The sequence below is a fragment of the Methylomonas sp. 11b genome, from assembly GCF_000515215.1.
GTDB lineage: Bacteria > Pseudomonadota > Gammaproteobacteria > Methylococcales > Methylomonadaceae > Methylomonas.
In genome coordinates this window covers 2,423,593-2,440,747 of the sequence record NZ_KI911557.1, presented here as the reverse complement: position 1 = coordinate 2,440,747, position 17,155 = coordinate 2,423,593, and the positions used below count along the sequence as shown (strand labels likewise).

The 17,155-nt window shown below is 50.9% G+C and carries 12 protein-coding genes; 9 read left to right on the top strand and 3 right to left on the bottom strand.

The features are described 5' to 3' along the window. Window positions 1-5 precede the first annotated feature (5 nt). From mrdA to METH11B_RS0111720, 7 genes are all read left to right on the top strand, one after another. Complete coding sequence (gene mrdA, locus METH11B_RS0111750) at window positions 6-1,856, top strand: penicillin-binding protein 2 (protein ID WP_026602178.1); 1,851 nt, start codon at window positions 6-8, stop codon at window positions 1,854-1,856. After that, window positions 1,853-2,983, top strand: a complete 1,131-nt coding sequence (gene rodA / locus METH11B_RS0111745) for a rod shape-determining protein RodA (RefSeq protein ID WP_026602177.1) — start codon at window positions 1,853-1,855, stop codon at window positions 2,981-2,983. Before mrdA ends, rodA begins: the two co-directional genes overlap by 4 nt. 7 nt (window positions 2,984-2,990) lie before the next feature. Beyond that, window positions 2,991-3,977, top strand: a complete 987-nt coding sequence (mltB, locus tag METH11B_RS0111740; protein ID WP_026602176.1) for a lytic murein transglycosylase B — start codon at window positions 2,991-2,993, stop codon at window positions 3,975-3,977. Between the two features lie 122 nt (window positions 3,978-4,099). Beyond that, entirely contained in the window at window positions 4,100-5,512 is a 1,413-nt protein-coding gene (locus METH11B_RS0111735; RefSeq protein ID WP_026602175.1) for an MBOAT family O-acyltransferase, read from the top strand. Further along, window positions 5,487-6,560, top strand: coding sequence for a hypothetical protein (locus METH11B_RS0111730; RefSeq protein ID WP_155931113.1), 1,074 nt, complete (start codon window positions 5,487-5,489; stop codon window positions 6,558-6,560). Before METH11B_RS0111735 ends, METH11B_RS0111730 begins: the two co-directional genes overlap by 26 nt. Before the next feature lie 102 nt (window positions 6,561-6,662). Then, entirely contained in the window at window positions 6,663-8,357 is a 1,695-nt protein-coding gene (locus METH11B_RS0111725) for an FHA domain-containing protein (protein ID WP_026602173.1), read from the top strand. Window positions 8,358-8,488: 131 nt separating this feature from the next. Further along, window positions 8,489-8,908: a hypothetical protein gene (locus METH11B_RS0111720; RefSeq protein WP_026602172.1), complete on the top strand. Its 420-nt coding sequence runs from the start codon at window positions 8,489-8,491 to the stop codon at window positions 8,906-8,908. Between the two features lie 304 nt (window positions 8,909-9,212). Here METH11B_RS0111720 and METH11B_RS0111715 read toward each other — a convergent pair whose 3' ends face one another. Both METH11B_RS0111715 and METH11B_RS0111710 read right to left on the bottom strand, forming a co-directional pair. After that, window positions 9,213-9,932: a hypothetical protein gene (locus METH11B_RS0111715; RefSeq protein ID WP_026602171.1), complete on the bottom strand. Its 720-nt coding sequence runs from the start codon at window positions 9,930-9,932 to the stop codon at window positions 9,213-9,215. Window positions 9,933-10,130: 198 nt separating this feature from the next. Further along, window positions 10,131-10,361: a hypothetical protein gene (locus METH11B_RS0111710; RefSeq protein ID WP_026602170.1), complete on the bottom strand. Its 231-nt coding sequence runs from the start codon at window positions 10,359-10,361 to the stop codon at window positions 10,131-10,133. A 698-nt stretch (window positions 10,362-11,059) separates the two neighbouring features. Here METH11B_RS0111710 and METH11B_RS0111695 point away from each other — a divergent pair. Further along, on the top strand, window positions 11,060-14,743 hold the full coding sequence (locus METH11B_RS0111695) for a hypothetical protein (protein ID WP_026602169.1): 3,684 nt from the start codon (window positions 11,060-11,062) through the stop codon (window positions 14,741-14,743). An 8-nt stretch (window positions 14,744-14,751) separates the two neighbouring features. Here METH11B_RS0111695 and METH11B_RS0111690 read toward each other — a convergent pair whose 3' ends face one another. Continuing rightward, window positions 14,752-15,846, bottom strand: coding sequence for an acyltransferase family protein (locus METH11B_RS0111690; protein ID WP_026602168.1), 1,095 nt, complete (start codon window positions 15,844-15,846; stop codon window positions 14,752-14,754). Window positions 15,847-16,063: 217 nt separating this feature from the next. Here METH11B_RS0111690 and gcvT point away from each other — a divergent pair, with 217 nt between their 5' ends. Next, entirely contained in the window at window positions 16,064-17,155 is a 1,092-nt protein-coding gene (gene gcvT / locus METH11B_RS0111685) for a glycine cleavage system aminomethyltransferase GcvT (protein ID WP_331280413.1), read from the top strand.

The window sequence follows — 17,155 nt, the reverse complement described above, 5'->3', positions numbered from 1 at the left end:
GGGGCATGGATAGAAAATTCGCCATCAAGGATCCGCTAGCGGAGAGCCGCTTGTTCCTGAGCCGCATCGTCGCGGCGTTTATCTTGATCCTGTTTTTGATCGCCGGTTTGGTGGTGCGCTTGGTGTATTTGCAGGTGGTCGGTCACGAACATTATGCGACTCTATCCAAGGATAACCGCATCAAGATTTCGCCGTTGCCGCCCACGCGCGGGGTGATTTACGACCGCAAGGGTCGGATGCTCGCGGAAAATGTGCCGACCTACAGTTTGGAGCTGATTCCGGAGCAGATCGAAAATCTCGATGACACCCTGTTGCGGTTGCAAAAGCTGCTGGACATTTCCGAAGAAAAAATCGATCTGTTTCAAAAGCAGCGTAAGCGCAACAAATCCTTTACCAGCACGCCGTTACTGCAGAATCTGAGTGACGAAGAAGTCGCCAAATTCGCGGTGGTCAGACCGTATTTTCCCGGCGTCGATGTCTACGCCCGCTTGGTGCGGCATTACCCTTACGGCGATTTGGCTTCTCATGTGGTCGGCTACGTGGGCCGGATCAACGAGAAGGAAATGCAAACCTTGCCGCTGGCGAAATATCGGGGGACCAATCACATCGGTAAAACCGGCATCGAAAAAACCTACGAGGAGCATCTGCTGGGTACCGCCGGCTATGAAGAAATAGAAACCAATGCCCAGGCCAGGGCGGTGAATACCGTGGCCACGGTGGAGCCGGTAGCCGGGTCCAATATCTATCTGACCTTGGACATCGACCTACAAAAAATCGCCTACGATGCGTTGTCTGAGTATAACGGCGCGGCGGTGGCGATTGAGATCAAGACCGGCGGCGTACTGGTGTTCGCCAGCCGGCCCGGTTTTGATCCCAATCCGTTTGTTTCGGGGATTTCCGGTAAAGAATACAAAGCTTTGCAGGACTCGCCGGATCAGCCTTTATATAACCGAGCCTTGCGCGGCCAGTATCCGCCCGGCTCGACGGTGAAACCGTTTTTGGCCTTGGCCGGTCTGGAATACGGTGTGACTGAATTCAACCATCGCTTGTTTTGTCCTGGCTATTACAAGCTACCGAATGTCGATCACAAATACCGGGACTGGAAAAAATGGGGACACGGCATGGTGGACATGAACGATGCGATTACTCAGTCCTGCGATGTATATTTCTACGATCTGGCGCTGGCGCTAGGCATCGATAAAATGCACGCGTTCATGGACAAGTTCAGTTTCGGCCGGAAAACCGGGATCGATTTGGTCGGTGAAGTTGACGGCTTGATGCCGTCCAAGGAATGGAAAAAACATTACCGCAGTCAGGCCTGGTTTCCCGGCGAAACGCTGATTACCGGCATCGGCCAGGGTTACACGCAAGCTACGCCGCTGCAACTGGCGCACGCTACGGCTACTTTGGCGAACTATGGCAAGGTGATCACCCCCCATCTGGTGCACAGCATTATCAGTGCCGATTACGCCGACATGATTGGCGGCAAAGCCGATGCGTTGATCCCGTTGAAAACGCAGAATGTCGAAAATATCATCAAAGGCATGACCAACGTGGTGCACGGTTCCAGGGGTACCGCCGGTCGCTTGGCCAAGGCCATTACTTATCAAATTGCCGGCAAGACCGGTACCGCACAGGTATTTACCATCAAGCAGGAAGAGAAATACAACGAAGACGCCATCGATTTTAAAATGCGCGATCACGCCTTATTCATCGCCTTCGCGCCGGTGCATGACCCGCAAATCGCGGTGGCGATTATTGCCGAACACGGCGGTCACGGCGGCTCGGTAGCGGCGCCGATTGCCGGCGAAATCATTGATGCCTATCTGAATCAGAAAAAGGAGCCGCAGCCATGAGAACCGAAATGCGCAATGAGCAGTTTCAGCCGCCGTCGCTGCTTGGCAATTTACTCAGAAAGCTGCATATCGACATCCCGCTGTTCATCGGCTTGTTACTGATTTGCGCCACCAGTTTTGTGATTTTATACAGCGCCGGCGGGCAAGAATTGCCGTTATTGATTCGGCACGCTACCCGCATGGGTTTCGCCATTTTATTGATGATCGTCTTGGCTCATATCAACCCGCGCCGCTTCCAAAGTTTTTCAGTGGCCCTCTTCACCATTTGTGTGCTGTTATTGTTGGCGGTAGCGGTGATGGGGCAGATAAGTATGGGCGCTCAGCGCTGGCTGGATCTAGGTGTTTTTCGCTTTCAGCCTTCCGAATTTACCAAAATCAGCGCGCCGATGATGGTGGCCTGGTATCTATCGGAGCGCGCCTTGCCGCCCAAGCCCAAGCACGTGTTAGGCGCGGCGACGCTTTTGATCGTGCCGGTTTTGCTGATCGCTAAACAACCGGACTTGGGTACCTCCTTGCTGGTTGCTAGCTCCGGGGCGGCGGTATTGTTCTTTGCCGGCTTATCCTGGTGGTTCATGCTGGGCATTGTGGCTTTGCTGGCGTCTTTGACACCGGTGCTGTGGCACTTCATGCGCGAATACCAACGGAATAGAGTATTGACGTTTATGAATCCGGAAGCCGATCCGATGGGCGCCGGTTACCACATCATCCAGTCGAAGATCGCCATTGGTTCCGGCGGCATTAACGGCAAGGGCTGGTTGGGCAGTAGTCAAGCTGAGCTGGATTTTTTACCGGAAAGCTCCACTGACTTTATTTTTGCGGTGTTTGCCGAAGAATTCGGCTTATTCGGCTGCGTAGGCTTGCTCGTTTTATATTTATTGGTCATCAGCCGCTGTTTTTATATTGCGGTGCAAGCTCAGGATACTTACTCGCGCTTGTTAGCCGGCAGTTTGGCGTTTACTTTTTTTGTCTACGTATTTGTGAATATCGGTATGGTGATCGGTGTATTGCCGGTGGTCGGTGTGCCGCTGCCGTTGATCAGCTATGGCGGCACTTCGATGGTGACGCTGATGGCCGGCTTCGGTATTCTGATGTCTATCCATACCCACCGTAAATTACTACCCGTCTAATTGGCTTATGAAAATTAACAAGAATAAATTCGCCTGGCTATTGGCCGTCACGTTGTTTGCTGCCGGCTCGGCGTCGGCTGAAATCGCCGAAACCGACAGTTTCAAACAATTTATCCATAACCTGGTTAAACAACAGCATTTCAACGAAGCTGAGTTGCGCAGCCTGTTCAAAGCCGTGCAAATCCAGCAGCCGATTTTGGACGCGATGTCCAAGCCGGCGGAAGGCAAGCCCTGGTTTCAGTATCGCGAGATCTTCATGACTGAAGCCCGGATTGCCGGCGGCGTGCAGTTCTGGAAAGACAACGAAGCAGCTTTGAAAGCCGTGGAAAGCCAATACGGCGTGCCGGCGGAAATCATCATCGCCATCATCGGCGTAGAAACCAAATACGGCGCGCATACCGGCAAATATCGGGTGATCGATGCGTTGGCGACCTTGGGTTTTGCCTATCCGCCGCGTAGCGAATTTTTCCTGAAAGAACTGGAGCAATTCCTGGTTCTGGCGCGCGAAGAGCATATGGACCCGTTGCAACCTATGGGGTCTTACGCCGGGGCGATGGGTTTGCCGCAATTCATGCCTAGCAGTTTTCGCGGTTATGCCAAGGATTTTGATCTGGACGGTAAACGGAATATCTGGACCAATAGTGCCGATGCGATTGCCAGCGTGGCCAATTATTTCGTCCGCAACCAATGGCGACCCGGCGGGGCTGTGGCTTACCCGGTCACTGCGCGCGGCGGCGCTTATCGGCAAGCGCTAGGCAAGGGCGTTAAACCCGATACTAATGTCGGCGAATTGCGCCGCTTAGGGGTGGATGTACCGACACAATTAGCCTCTAGCGAAACTGTCAAGCTGTTGGCTTACCAGCAGCAGGTTGGCGAAGATTTATGGGTAGGCCTGCATAACTTCTATGTGATTACCCGCTACAACCACAGCCCGCTTTACGCGATGGCTGTCTATCAACTAAGCCAAGCCATTGCCGCCCGTAAGGCTTCTTAAGCATGACTGCCATTGATGGACTATTCTTGTCCGGCACTGGCAAAACCAAACTTGCTAGTAGCGCTTATATCTGACTTTACATGGTCGATGCTATCGGCCCTGTTTCACTTGGCAGCGGGCCTATGCAATTTGATTCGTTTTTATTTCTGATTTTTTGGTTAGTCGTTTTAGCCCTGCATTACTCGATAAGCAATTGGCGAGCGCAAAAAATAGTTCTGCTAATCGCCAGTTATCTATTCTACGCGGCCTGGAATCCGCCATTCGTGGTGTTGCTGTGGATTTCCACGACCGTGGATTTTTGGCTGGCCAAAACTATGGCGGCGGCGAAAAGCCAAGAACGCCGCAAGGGCTTGCTGACGATTAGTTTGTTGGTAAATCTTGGTTTTTTGGGATTTTTCAAATACGCGGATTTCTTGAATCAAAGTTTTGCCGGCCTGCTCGGATTGGTCGGCATCGCCTATCAACCGCAGCCTTTGGGCATTGTGTTGCCGATCGGTATTTCCTTTTACACCTTCCAAACTTTGTCATACACGCTAGACGTTTACCAGCGCAAAACGCCGGCCGAGAGCAGTTTTCTGGATTTTTCCTTATTCGTGACCTTTTTTCCGCAACTGGTCGCCGGGCCGATTGTCCGCGCACCACAGTTCTTACCCCAGTGTAAAACCCCGCAAAAAGCCAGTAGTCAACAATTTGTTTGGGGATTAACGCTGTTTTTATTCGGCGTTTTCGCTAAAGCCATTTTGGCCGATACCGCCTTGGCGCCGGTAGTTGATCAGATTTACGCCAAACCCACCGCGTTTGCCGGTCTGGATGTCTGGCTGGGTGTGTTGGCGTTTTCCGGGCAAATCTTTTTCGACTTTGCCGGTTATTCCCTATGCGCAATTGGTGCTGCGCTGACCTTGGGTTTTAGCTTGCCCGACAATTTTCATTGTCCATACGGCGCGCTTGGCTTTTCGGATTTCTGGAAGCGCTGGCATATTTCGCTGTCCAGTTGGCTGCGGGATTACCTGTATTTTAGTTTGGGCGGTAGTCGCGGTAAGCCGGTCAGGACTGCGTTCAATCTGGTGTTGGTGATGATTTTGGGTGGATTGTGGCACGGTGCTGCCTGGACTTTTGCGGTCTGGGGGTGTTTGCACGGCTTGTTTCTGGTTATCGAGCACGGTATCAAGCAAATCACGGCTTATCGCCCGGTTGGGCTGGCGCCGAAGTTGGTTTTGATCTTGGTGACATTTGTCATCGTGTCGTTGACCTGGATACCGTTTCGCGCCCAAGGCTTCGACAATTTAGCGGCAGTGCTAGGGTCGCTGACCAATACGATTGGCAGTAGCGAATTAGCCATGCTCAGCAGGATTGTAGTCGTGGCGGTAATGGCGACAACGTTGATTTGGCACATCGCCAGCCGGGAGATCAGGCTTGAACAACGATTCGACAATTTCTCACCCATGGTGAAAACCAGCGTCATCGCCTTGTTGATAGTTTGTGTGGGTATTTTTTCTACTGGTGACAGCCGTGCATTCATCTACTTCCAATTCTAGCGATCGCTTGCCTCAGCAAGCGCTTAAACGTAGCTGTCTGGCCGGGCTAGTTATTGCTGTGCTGCTGTTGGCGGTTGTCGAGCTAAGATTAAGGCAAATCGGTTTCCAGCCCACTGTGCAGGACAGCAAGGAGCTTTGGGCCACCGAGCGTAGCAAAGCCGCTTTGTTGGGTAAGCAGGCACTAATTTTGGTTGGCGACTCGCGCATGCAACTGGATATGGATCTGGATGTCTTGGCTGCCACAACCGGTTTAACGCCGGTACAACTGGCCATAGACGGTTCGGAGTTTTTACCGGTGTTGGCCGATTTGGCCGCTGATGAAGGTATCACCGGCACCGTCCTGGTGTCCGGCGATGTCTGGAAATTGGTCGAAAAGTCGCACACCGACCGCGCCAACGAATGGATCAGCTTTTACCACACAGAATACAAAGACCTGGTAGCACCCAAGCTGGAAACGCTATTGAAAAGTCGAGTGCAACAATGGTCGGCGTTATATGCCAGCGGCTTGCCGGCCAGCGACCTGCTGATACGCTTGATCACGCCCGGCAAAGTTAGGCCGCTTTATCTCAGTACTAAACCCAATCGGCAACGCGACGCCGATTATCAATTGGTCGAACAACCGATGTTTTATATTCAGCGGGTGTTACGCAACCTTGGGCAAACGGTCGATCTTGCTAAAGTGGCTTCGCAAGCCGATTTCGAACACTTGGTGATCGACGCCTTGCAACAATCGGCGCCGACCCATTATGCGCCTGAGCAGTTTTTCTACGTCAATCGCCTAACCGACCGGATTCTGGGCCGTGGCGGCAAAATCGCCTTTATCAATTTCCCGATGACGGGATTGATTTTCGCCATTGACGAGCACCGCAGCCCGCGCGAATTCGGCTGGGATGTATTCGCCGCCCATAGCCGAGCAATTACTTTTAATTCTCAGGATTATCCGGCGTTAAACTTTACATTGCCGGACGGCTCGCATTTGGATGTGCGAGATAAGCAGGCTTTTACCGAACAGCTGGTTTCAGGATTGAAAGCCAAAGCGGTTTTCTGAATTCGATGTCTGAAATGAGCGATTAATCAAGTGAATCTTCAAAACAAGATTAATGCTGGATAGCAAGCTTTGGCGCGAGTAATGTGACGATGAGGCAAGTTGATGGAAGACGATAAAACCGTTTTCATGGGAGTCAGTCCGTTTAAAGCACCGGAAGCGGATGCTGATCGCACCGTATTGGCCAAGCCGGAAACGCTTCTGGTTGAGTTACTGAATATCAGCGGACAAGTGATCGCCAGTTATGCGTTCGAAAACAGTTTCAGTGTTGGTCGTGCCCAAGAGAATTCGGTGGTTGTCAACGATCAATCCATAAGCCGGCATCATCTGGAAATCAAGCGTGAGTCCGATGGTTGGTGGGTGTATGACTTAAACAGCACGCACGGCGTGTATCTGGACAAACAACGGCTGGCTGCTAAAACCAAGTTGCATTTGCCGGTGTTGTTGGGTCTGGGCGTTTCGCCGTTTGAACTAAAAATCGCCTCCGTAAATGCAAAGCCTGTTTTACCCACGCCAAAAGACGATGTCACCTTATTTGCCGCCGCGCCAACGCCTGTTTTAAATCAGCCCAAAGCCCCGCCTCCCCAACCGCAGCAGAATTTATCGGCCGATGCCATCAAGAATCGCCTTTTGTCCGAAGAAGAATCGGCGGATATGGGCGATTACACCCGCATGGTGCGGCGGGTGATCCGCGAGGATAGAACGGTCAGAACCAAAAATTACAAAAAACTGATTTGGTCCTTGGGAATCTTGTTTGTGATAGCCGTCGGTTTGGTCACTTATCAATATCTGGCGCTGGACAATGCCCGCAAGCTGGCGATCAATATGTTTTACGATGTAAAAACCTTGGAAGTCAGTTTGTCGCAAGCCGACATGCGACTGGCGGAGAATGTCGAGTCCTTGGCCAAAGCTTTTGAAGAATTAAAGGACGAAAAATTAAAAGTCTCGCAAGAGCGCATCAAAGCCGAGCAGGCAAAAATTCTGGAAGAGAAAAAACGCTTAGCAGAGGAACGGCAAAAGCTGAAATTGATGAAAGCCAAATATCAGGAGTATCTAAAGGAAATCGATTTTCTGCGCCTGAGCTTTCCGACCGATGAACAATACGAACGCGAGTTGATCACCCGCGTGGTCAGGGGTTTCGGCGAAAGCGAGTTGGAATTGCCGGACGAGTTTGTCACGCAAGTGCGGCAATACATCAAGAACTGGCAGGACACTGGTCGGTTGCGCGTAGCTATTAAAAATATGCAAGATAACCAATATGGCGTGATGGTCTTGGATGCGCTGGATAAGGAAGGGCTGCCGGCTTATTTTATGTATTTGCCGCTGCAGGAAAGCAATTACGACACCAAGGCGATAGGGCCGGAGACGCGTTTTGGCATTGCCAAGGGTGCCTGGCAATTTTTAGCCACCACCGGACAGGAATACGGTTTACCGCCGGGTCCGTTGGCGAATGTCAGGGAATACGACGAGCAGGACGCGCGTTTCGACTTTGCGCAGGCCACCCAAGCCGGCGCCAAATACCTGAAATACATCTACAGCAAGCAAGCGCAAGCATCGGGATTGTTAGTGATGGCCAGCTATAACTACGGCCACAATAAAGTGCGCGGCATGGTGGAAAAAATGCCCGACAATCCGCGCGACCGCAACTTCTGGAAATTCATTCAACAATACGAAATTCCGCTGGAAACCTACGACTATGTGTTTTACATCGTCTCGGCGGCAGTAATAGGTGAAGACCCTAAGCATTTCGGTTTCGACTTCAGCCCGCCGCTGTTACAAATATCTCAGGCCGTTAATTGATAGGTCTGATTTAATTCGGTAGCTTCGATAACACTGGGTATCTTGCACCCTTAAACGGTCCTGGGCTCGAACCTAGCGACATATACCGGAGCACCCCATTCAATTCTACCCACCACCACAAGGAAACAACGATGAGTATGACGCTTTGGTTGAACATCCGTAACGGCGAAACTTACGAGAGCAACGGCGAAGATCATTCCGCTGTCTTCTACCTGCAAGAGCCACTGGATGCGTTGGCTGACAAACTCAATGTCACCCTGCTTAGCGCCTTTTATGATGATACTGACGTTCGCTATAACATGGACGAAACCGGCGAGTTTGAAGACTGCGAAGAAGGCTGGTCGGCATCAGCCGCCAATTGGTTTCCGGCCGCAGCCGTATTGTCTTCGGTATCCGTGATATTGGACCACCTGCAAACCAATCCTAACGCGTTAACGACCGCAGACGGCTGGAAGCAAGACGATGTCATTGACGAGCTTACCGATTTTAAGTCCGAGCTTGAACGTGCCGCAGCGCAGTCAAACACGGTCCATCTATGTATCGTCATGTGATGCCTGGCCTGGTAATCAAACTGACCTGCGCAAAAAAAGTGCAGATCCGTTATTTCTAAGGTCGATCTCAATGCGTCCGAATGGCTGACTAAAGCGGAAATTTGTGCCGCTGTTTGACACCATGGTACCTGTAAGGATGTGGTGGTTCCTGGGCTGGGCTCGGGCGATTTACAATCGATCAAGAACAAAGTAGGTGCTGACTGATCAAATTCGACCCTTCAGAGACATTCAAAGCTTTCTGCCTAATGTCCGCAGCTACGCCCTAAGCCGTCATTCAACGCCAGAGCTAGGTTCTCATATTGGATTATTCGGATTGGTTGCGTATTGGCTCCCAAACAACACCATTTTCATTGCCTGCAAATTCATAATATATGGATGTTGGATCGGATTCGAGAATGCTCATTGGGACGTTGCACTGGATATGTATAGTCACTCCATCACGACCAACGACGTCATCTGGTTTGTCCGCGAGATTGATTTCGAGTTTTGGCGAGGATTCGCACATTTTGAATTTAACAGATGCACTTGGCGGCGATGTGCTCAATGGCGTTACCGCATTCTCTATAACGTTTTCTAAAATCAATGGGTACTGCGCGCCTCTGTCTATTTCAAACTCGCTCTCGCATCGCAAATATTGTATTTTGAAATCAATTTCATTCACTAATACAACAATGCGATTGGAGAAGAATATTGCGGTGGGTTTTTCAAAAATTATTTTCTGAGCAATGCTCGACGGCCGCTTGTTCCAGAAATTGGTGTTTCCCGTTCGCCAAGTTTCCAAAATTAGTTTTGCTAGATTATTGACGTAGCTCCCCCTGATGTACGAAGTTATGCCATTAGGCATTGTTTCAATCGTGTATCGATATAAATCAATTTCGGAATTCAAGTCCGCATCGATTTCTGACAACGTGATGTTTGAAAGCTTCGATTGGACATACTCTGATGCGTTGGCTTGGGCTCCTTGTTCGGCAATAATACTGGCGTTGAAGTTAATGCATATAGGTCTAGATCCTTGTGTATGCATTCTGAATTTAATTATTCGACCTGAATATCCAAAATCGTCATCCTTCGATGGTCGTACGATGAATAGATCGATGCCTTTGCTTTTTGCGTAAAGCTCCGCTCCAGCTTCAAAACCTATTGTTGTTATGACAGCATACTTATCTAGCTTGAGGTCTTCCTTCTTCGCGAAAGCAATATCGATGATATCGCCGTCTACTTTCTAAGCCCAATATTTGCATTCAATACCAAGAGTAATAATATGCGGATTGAATCCAAACTTTACCAGCACGTCAACTTCTCTGTTCCTTCCGGATGCTCCTTTGGCTTTGTAATTGCGCTCAACGTGAATGGTGCCTTCGTTTTGAGCGTAAAGGCCCTTTACAAATTCTTCGAATTCGCTCCAATTTTCAATGCCTGCAATCTGCGAAATAATTTCTTTGTTCTGATTCATTGCATCTCTTTTGGCAATTGTGAAAACCTAACGAATGAAATGGACTCTACCGCCTCAAATGGCGAAAAAATGCGAGATTGAAGGGTCATAACCCGACCAATCAAAAATAGGAGAATCCGACATGACGAATATGACCATTGGAATCGACTTGGCTAAGAATACGTTGAGTTTGCACAGTACCGATGCCCAAAGCAAGACTATGCTTAAAATGACAGTTTCGCGCGGCATGCTGTAGGAACTTTTCCAACCTGCCGCCGTGTTTGACTGGGATGGAAGAGCCGTAGGACTTGCTGGACAACGTGCACCGTATCATTCGCGATTGATGCGGTCCGGAAACCCACCACACCCTATTGACGTTGAACGACAGTTTTCTGATTTGTAGCCGCCATATGTTAAAAAATTTGAATTTCCGCTATTGGCCGAAGTCTGTCTTCCCTCGTAAGCCAACATCAAAAGGTTAAGGCCTAATCTGTAATTCCACTAGGCGATACCCTATTGCGTCGCAGTTAGGCTTTACTGTTTCAGCACAACACCCTGTCATTAGTCCTCGGGCTAAAGAATTTGCGTTAGCCAAAAGCTATCGGCGGTGCCGGTCAAGCTAAAGCGGAAATTTTTGCCAAGCTGTTTTATCATGGTGTCAACAAGGATGTGTTGCTCCCGGGCTGGACTCGGGTGTTTATAACTGACAAGGATTTTCGATGCTTCCCCGCACTGTATCCATTCGGCTGTTTTCGGCCTCCGCGCGCTTCATTTTTGCTTGCCTGCTGGCAATAACTGAGCTTGGTGTGTCCCACGCCGGATTAAATGACGCAACTAATAATCTCCCCATTCATCCTACGCCACAGCACCCGGCCTTCTTGCTCGAGTTGGGCAGCGCACCTCACGCACAGTCTCGCTCCTTACCCGGAGTTCAATTCATACAGGGTCAAGCGCTGCAAGAGCCGCAAGCCGTCGTCAGTTGGCAAGTCGAGCCTGAAGCCGTCAATGTGCTGCATTCAGGCTTTGGCGCATGGTCAGCAGCTTTTCGTTTCAACTTAACTCAGTCTGTCGCGGGTGATTTTAAATTTTGGGCGCGCTGGCGGCAGGGCGGCGATCCGAATGTTTGCATACAGACTTTTGACATCTGGGCGGGACCGGATGCCGGCCGGTTGGCGCTGCGCGGTAGTTTGTCGCTAAAACCCAAGGGCTGGGAATATGCCTGGATGACCGGCGATAAGTCGGTGCCTCTCCAAGCCGGCGATAGGGTGATCGAGATTCGTAATAGCGGCAACGGTCACGATGCTAAAGTGTTCGACGCGTTTTTATTGGCGTCGCCGTGGGCGGTATTGCCGTTTGCGGGTAGTGTTGATCAACCGGCGGTGCTGTTGGAATTGGGCAAAGCGCCGGCTTTGGCAGCGTTGCCCAAGCCGCGCTATCTTGACGTTGTTACAGGCAGTGCCACGGCGGGCCGCAATACCGGCGCACTGGCCACCGAGCAGGATGAAGCATTATTGTTTCATCAGGGCTTTGGTGAGTGGGGTGGACGTTTTCGCTTTGAATTACCGACAGCGCTTAAGCCTGGACAATACCAGCTATTGGCCCGCTATAAAAGCGGCGGCGAGGTGTCGCAGGTCAAACAAAGCTTCATCGTCAAGGCCGGAGCCAAGCCTGAGGAGTTGGCGACTCGCGCCGAGTTTGCGCTGACCAATACCACGCCGTGGGAATACCAATGGTTGCCGGCGCCTACGACTATCAACTTGCTACCCGGCGACCGTTGGTTGGACATCGAAAATAGCGGCAAGGCGGACGGTGCCAAAGTCTTCGATGCCTTTTTATTAAAACTGGATAAGCCGCTGGGCGATTGGATGTCCGTCGAGCAGGCTCAAGCCAGAAATCGTTTCTTGGCGTTGACCAAGCCTGCCGCCGCAGGCCCGCGACGCCTTTATCTGTTGGATGGCAAAGGTGAAAACGCCGAGATGTTGTTTCGCGGGTTGGCTGCGGATGTGGTGCGGCCATTCTATGAAAATTTGCCGGTGACCTATTTGATTGGCCCGGAAGCCGAAACAATGGCCAGGCGATTGAATATCGAGGTTCTGCCCGCAGCGGTAATCACCGACGATCATTTCACCGTGCTCGGGGTATTCACGCAGCCTAGGAACGAAACGGAGGTGCTCAAATTTCTGTCCGAACCCGCCAAATTCGGCACGATGCCGAAACCAGCTCCAGTTGCTCCCTCGCAGCCAACTTCGCTGAACAATGGCGTGCCATCAGCGTGGCTGGTCGGCGGCTTGCAGGATGGGCAGGCCGGCCTGTCGGTGTTTGGCTTGGACACTGAAACTGTCTCAAGGCCCAATCCAGAACAACCGTATCTGAGTCTGGAAATGATGGGCGGCAAAATGCGCGATTGGCGCATCGCACTAACTCAGGCCAACGGTGAGACCGATATTGAAGCCAGCACCCAGCACGCCTATGGCTGGTCGCGCGGCACTGGGTATGCCCAGCTTTACGTTTACGCCGAACGGGCAACTCAAACGCTTTTGCATTTGCGACATTCCGGTATCAAATCCCTCGGCTGGCTGGATGGTCAGCCTGTTACGTTTAGCGATGATCCAACCCCGCCGGCTGGGTTTGCCAACTCCATCGGCACCCGAGCCAATGCTCTATTGCACGGTTTGACCACCGAAGGCTTGCCGGCAACTGCATCAGCGGAGCGCACGCAGTCCCCGCAAGTGGCGATGCTAAACCTGACACCCGGCTGGCATAGCTTGCTGCTGAAACTGGTGATGCAACATGAGCAAGGGCAGCGCTTTTATTTTTCCGGTCTGTTTACCGATCCCGCCGAGCGGTCGCTGTCGGGCTTGAAAACTCAAATCGCCGATCCCGATGTCGATTTGGCTTTGCAACGCATCGCCGCCAAATTGCGGTCAATAATGTTCGTCGATGCTCCGGCCAATTTGCCGCATCCGGGGGACTCGATGAGGTTAAAGGTGGATTTACGCTGGCAGCCGATTTTGGAAGAAACAACTTTACCGGTGCCGCTACTGCGCTTTCCGGCAAAGTTACGCCTGCGCCTGGTTGATTACAGCGGTAAACAAATCGCCGAACGGGAAGTCACTGATACCTTTCCCGGTCAGGTCGAAGCCGATTTTGGCAAGCTTCATGAGGCGGGTTATTACGCGGTTTATCCGTCCTTGTATACGAACGACGGCCGCTTGATCATGCATTATCCGGCCGACGGCTTTAGTGTGGTCGGCGGCAATGCCGCCCAAAAGCAACGGCTGCCGCAAAAGAAACTCTGGAACAACGATTACTACGCGCTGGCCGACGGCGATAAAAGTTTTAGACAGTCTGGCGGCTATTTTGCCTGGCTGGAACGAATGGGGATTTTCAGAAGCTACGGTAGCTATCCGGGCTTTGATCCCGAATATAAGCCTCTGTGGAACCAAGCCAAGCAGCGTGGCTTGCAGCTATTCGCCGATTCCTCCGGCGATAGCAATTGGTTGAACGACCAGCCTACTGACGGCCAAAACTTCATCAATTCTGCGGCCGCTTACACCCGCTATTTCAAAGCCACGAACGAAATAGACATTCGCCATGAAGCCGATTGGCAAAAGCTGCGCGAGCCGGCGCACTGGGTCGAACGGGCGAAATGGGAATACCAGTTGGCCCATCAAGCGCGCAGCGATGCGCATGTTGTCGGCGGCAGCCTGGTCAGGCCGGGCGAGGGCGATTGGTTTAAACAGGTGTTGCAGCTAGGTTTGGATAATTATCAGGACGCCTGGGACGTCCACGCTTATCCGCAACAGCCGCCGCGTTTCGGCGGACCCATTGGTAATGGTTCAAACGAAGATGAGCGCGGTGTGCTGGCAACCTACGCCAGCCTGGGCCGCAGCAACAAATTGCCGTTCTGGCTAGGCGAAACCGGCGCCAAGGCCATGCACGGTCCCAATGGCCGGCGCTGGCAGGCCGAGCAGGTGGCGAAAATCATCGCCTGGGTGAATAGTCGTCAGGATTATCTGGGTGTGGCGTTTTGCATCGCTCATGAATATGACTTGGCTTATGGCCGCATCTGGGACTATTCCTTGGGTCACAAGCCCGGCGAAGCGGCGATGTATACCGCCAGCGCGCTGATCGACGGATTGCCGTACCGTGCTGTCGATACCCAGGAAAGCAATATTCAGGCCGCCTATTTTGGCGATACCTTTATGGTTTGGCGCACAGATGAAACCCGCAGCGTCTGGACCATGCAGCTAGAGCCGAAGAAAGCCTGGGTGGCGGTGGATGTAGTCGGGCATGCGGAAGACTTGGCCGTCGGTGCCGCGGGCCAAGCCTTTGTTTCCATTTCATCCAGCCCTATCTATGTGTTACCGCGCGCTGATTATCTAAATTTGATTCGCGATTAATAGCTGGGCTATTTATGTCGTCTTTGCAAGGAAAACGGCTTTTCTATCCAGCAAAATAATGCGGCCGAGGGTAATAAGGTAACCAGGAATATCGGCGCTAAACCTATCCAGAATAGTAGTTCGCTACCGTGATGTGGGGGAAGTAATTTGGCAAATGCCATGAAAATGGCTTTTAATGACAGGCCATGAATTAAATAATAAGAGTAACTCATGTTGCCCAGCCATCTAAGGTAGGGTAAGGTAAATAAATAGTTGGTAAATCCTGAAGTACAAAAACATTCCAGACAGAAAATAAAAAACAGGGCGTAAAGTAATAAGTACTTAAGTGAAATATTGATGGGGTAATAGCTGGTTATCCCGAATGATGTAATAGCCAATATTAAAGCTAACAAGCCTATAGGCGGGAAGCGTTTTAAATAGCCGATTTCGACGGTTTCGTATAAAATTATTCCGGCAACAAACATTAATAAGCGGATAGGGCCATCATGACTATAAAAATAGCCGAATAATATCAGCGATGCCGATAAAAATAATAATATCCTGTATTTTCTCGGCCAGGCTCGTAGCTTGAGCGTGGTTATTAGTAGCGGAATCAGCAGGTAGTAAAAAAATTCATAGCTCAATGACCAGGCCACGGTGATGATGGGAGTAATATCGAACAGACCGGGCATCAGCAAATAATTTTGTGTTACGAAAATAAATCCGCTTTTCCAGTCGACAGGAATTTTAGATTCGGACGGAAAAGCAAACGAAAGCGCCAGATAAATAATAAATACCACGGTAAAGGTAGGATAAATTCTCTGAATTCTGCGGTATAAATATTTTTTGAATTCGGTGGGCTTTTTTATCAGCATGCCGTAAATCAAATAGCCACTTAATACAAAAAATAAATCGACGCCGGTATTGCCTATGGTATGGATGTTTTTCGCGATTTCGTGAGTAATCGAATTTGTCAGCAACCACGGTTCTATTAATGTCACATAGTGAACCAGAAATACCAGAAACACTGCAAAACCGCGTATACCTTCCATCGAGCGAATGGCGTTATGGCCAACATGGGATATTTCGAAAGTATTACGGATCCAACTTGCGATAGTTATCATAGTGTTTGCTTAGCTCATTAAAGCAGGGTAGAGGGTAAAGGCGATTAAACTACACGCCAAGAAACGCAGCTGATTTACAAGTTGCCAAGGCCCGTTCGATACATTAAACGCACTTGGCTGAAATTTGAACGGGCAAATCAGCCGTTTGTAAATTTACTTGGTTGGAGATCCGGCCCGGCGCTAGACTAATGAAATCCCTAAACAGTATAGGATGGTCATGGTGACTAGTTCAAAGCAAACGCCCTTATACGATCTACACCTGCAACTTGGTGCCAAGATGACTACGTTTGCCGGCTACCAAATGCCAGTGCAATATAAAAACGGCATCATTCACGAGCATTTGCACTGCCGCAGTCAGGCCGGATTCTTCGATATTTCGCACATGGGCCAATGCCGGATAGTGGGCGAACACGCAGCAGACGCCTTAGAAAAGCTCACGCCCGGTGGCATCGTCGATTTAAAGCCGGGTGCGCAGAAATACACGGTATTGACCAATGCCGAGGGCGGTGTAGTCGACGACATTATCGTTACCCGCATTGAAGCGGGCTTATCCCTCATCGTCAATGCCGGCTGCAAGGACAAAGATTTTGCTTATCTACGCAGCCAGTTACCGGTCAATTGCTTGTTCGAACCATCAAACGATTTAGCTTTATTTGCCATACAAGGACCGGGCGCAGCGGCGGTAATGGCTAAGTTTTCGACCGAGGCTGGCGGACTAAAATTTATGCAGGCTTGTGCCACCGACATTGCCGGGAGCGCATGCCATATTAGCCGTAGCGGGTACACCGGTGAAGATGGCTTCGAGATTTCTTTGCCGCAAGCCGACGCGGAACGAATCGCACGTTTGTTTTTGGCGGACGAGGCTGTCGAACCGATTGGTTTGGGCGCCCGCGATACCTTGCGCTTGGAAGCCGGGCTTTGTTTGTATGGCCATGAACTGAACGAAACGATCACGCCGATAGAGGCGGGCTTGCAATGGGTATTTAAAAAAGGTCATGGCGATTTTCCCGGCGCCGAGAAAATTCTGGCGCAACGGCAAACCGGTGCAGAACGAGTGCGGGTCGGTTTGTTGGTGGATGGCCGAATTCCGGTACGGGATGGTTGTGAGATCGTTCATCAAGACCAGCAAATCGGCTATGCGACTAGCGGCAGTTTCTCGCCCAGCCTGAACCGGCCGGTAGCGATGGCCTTGCTGGATCGCCGGTTTGCCGGGCTCGGCACGACATTAACCGCAATGGTGCGGAACTCGCCGATTAGTGTCACGGTCACTTCGCTACCTTTTGTTCCCCATCGTTACCTAAGAAGATAA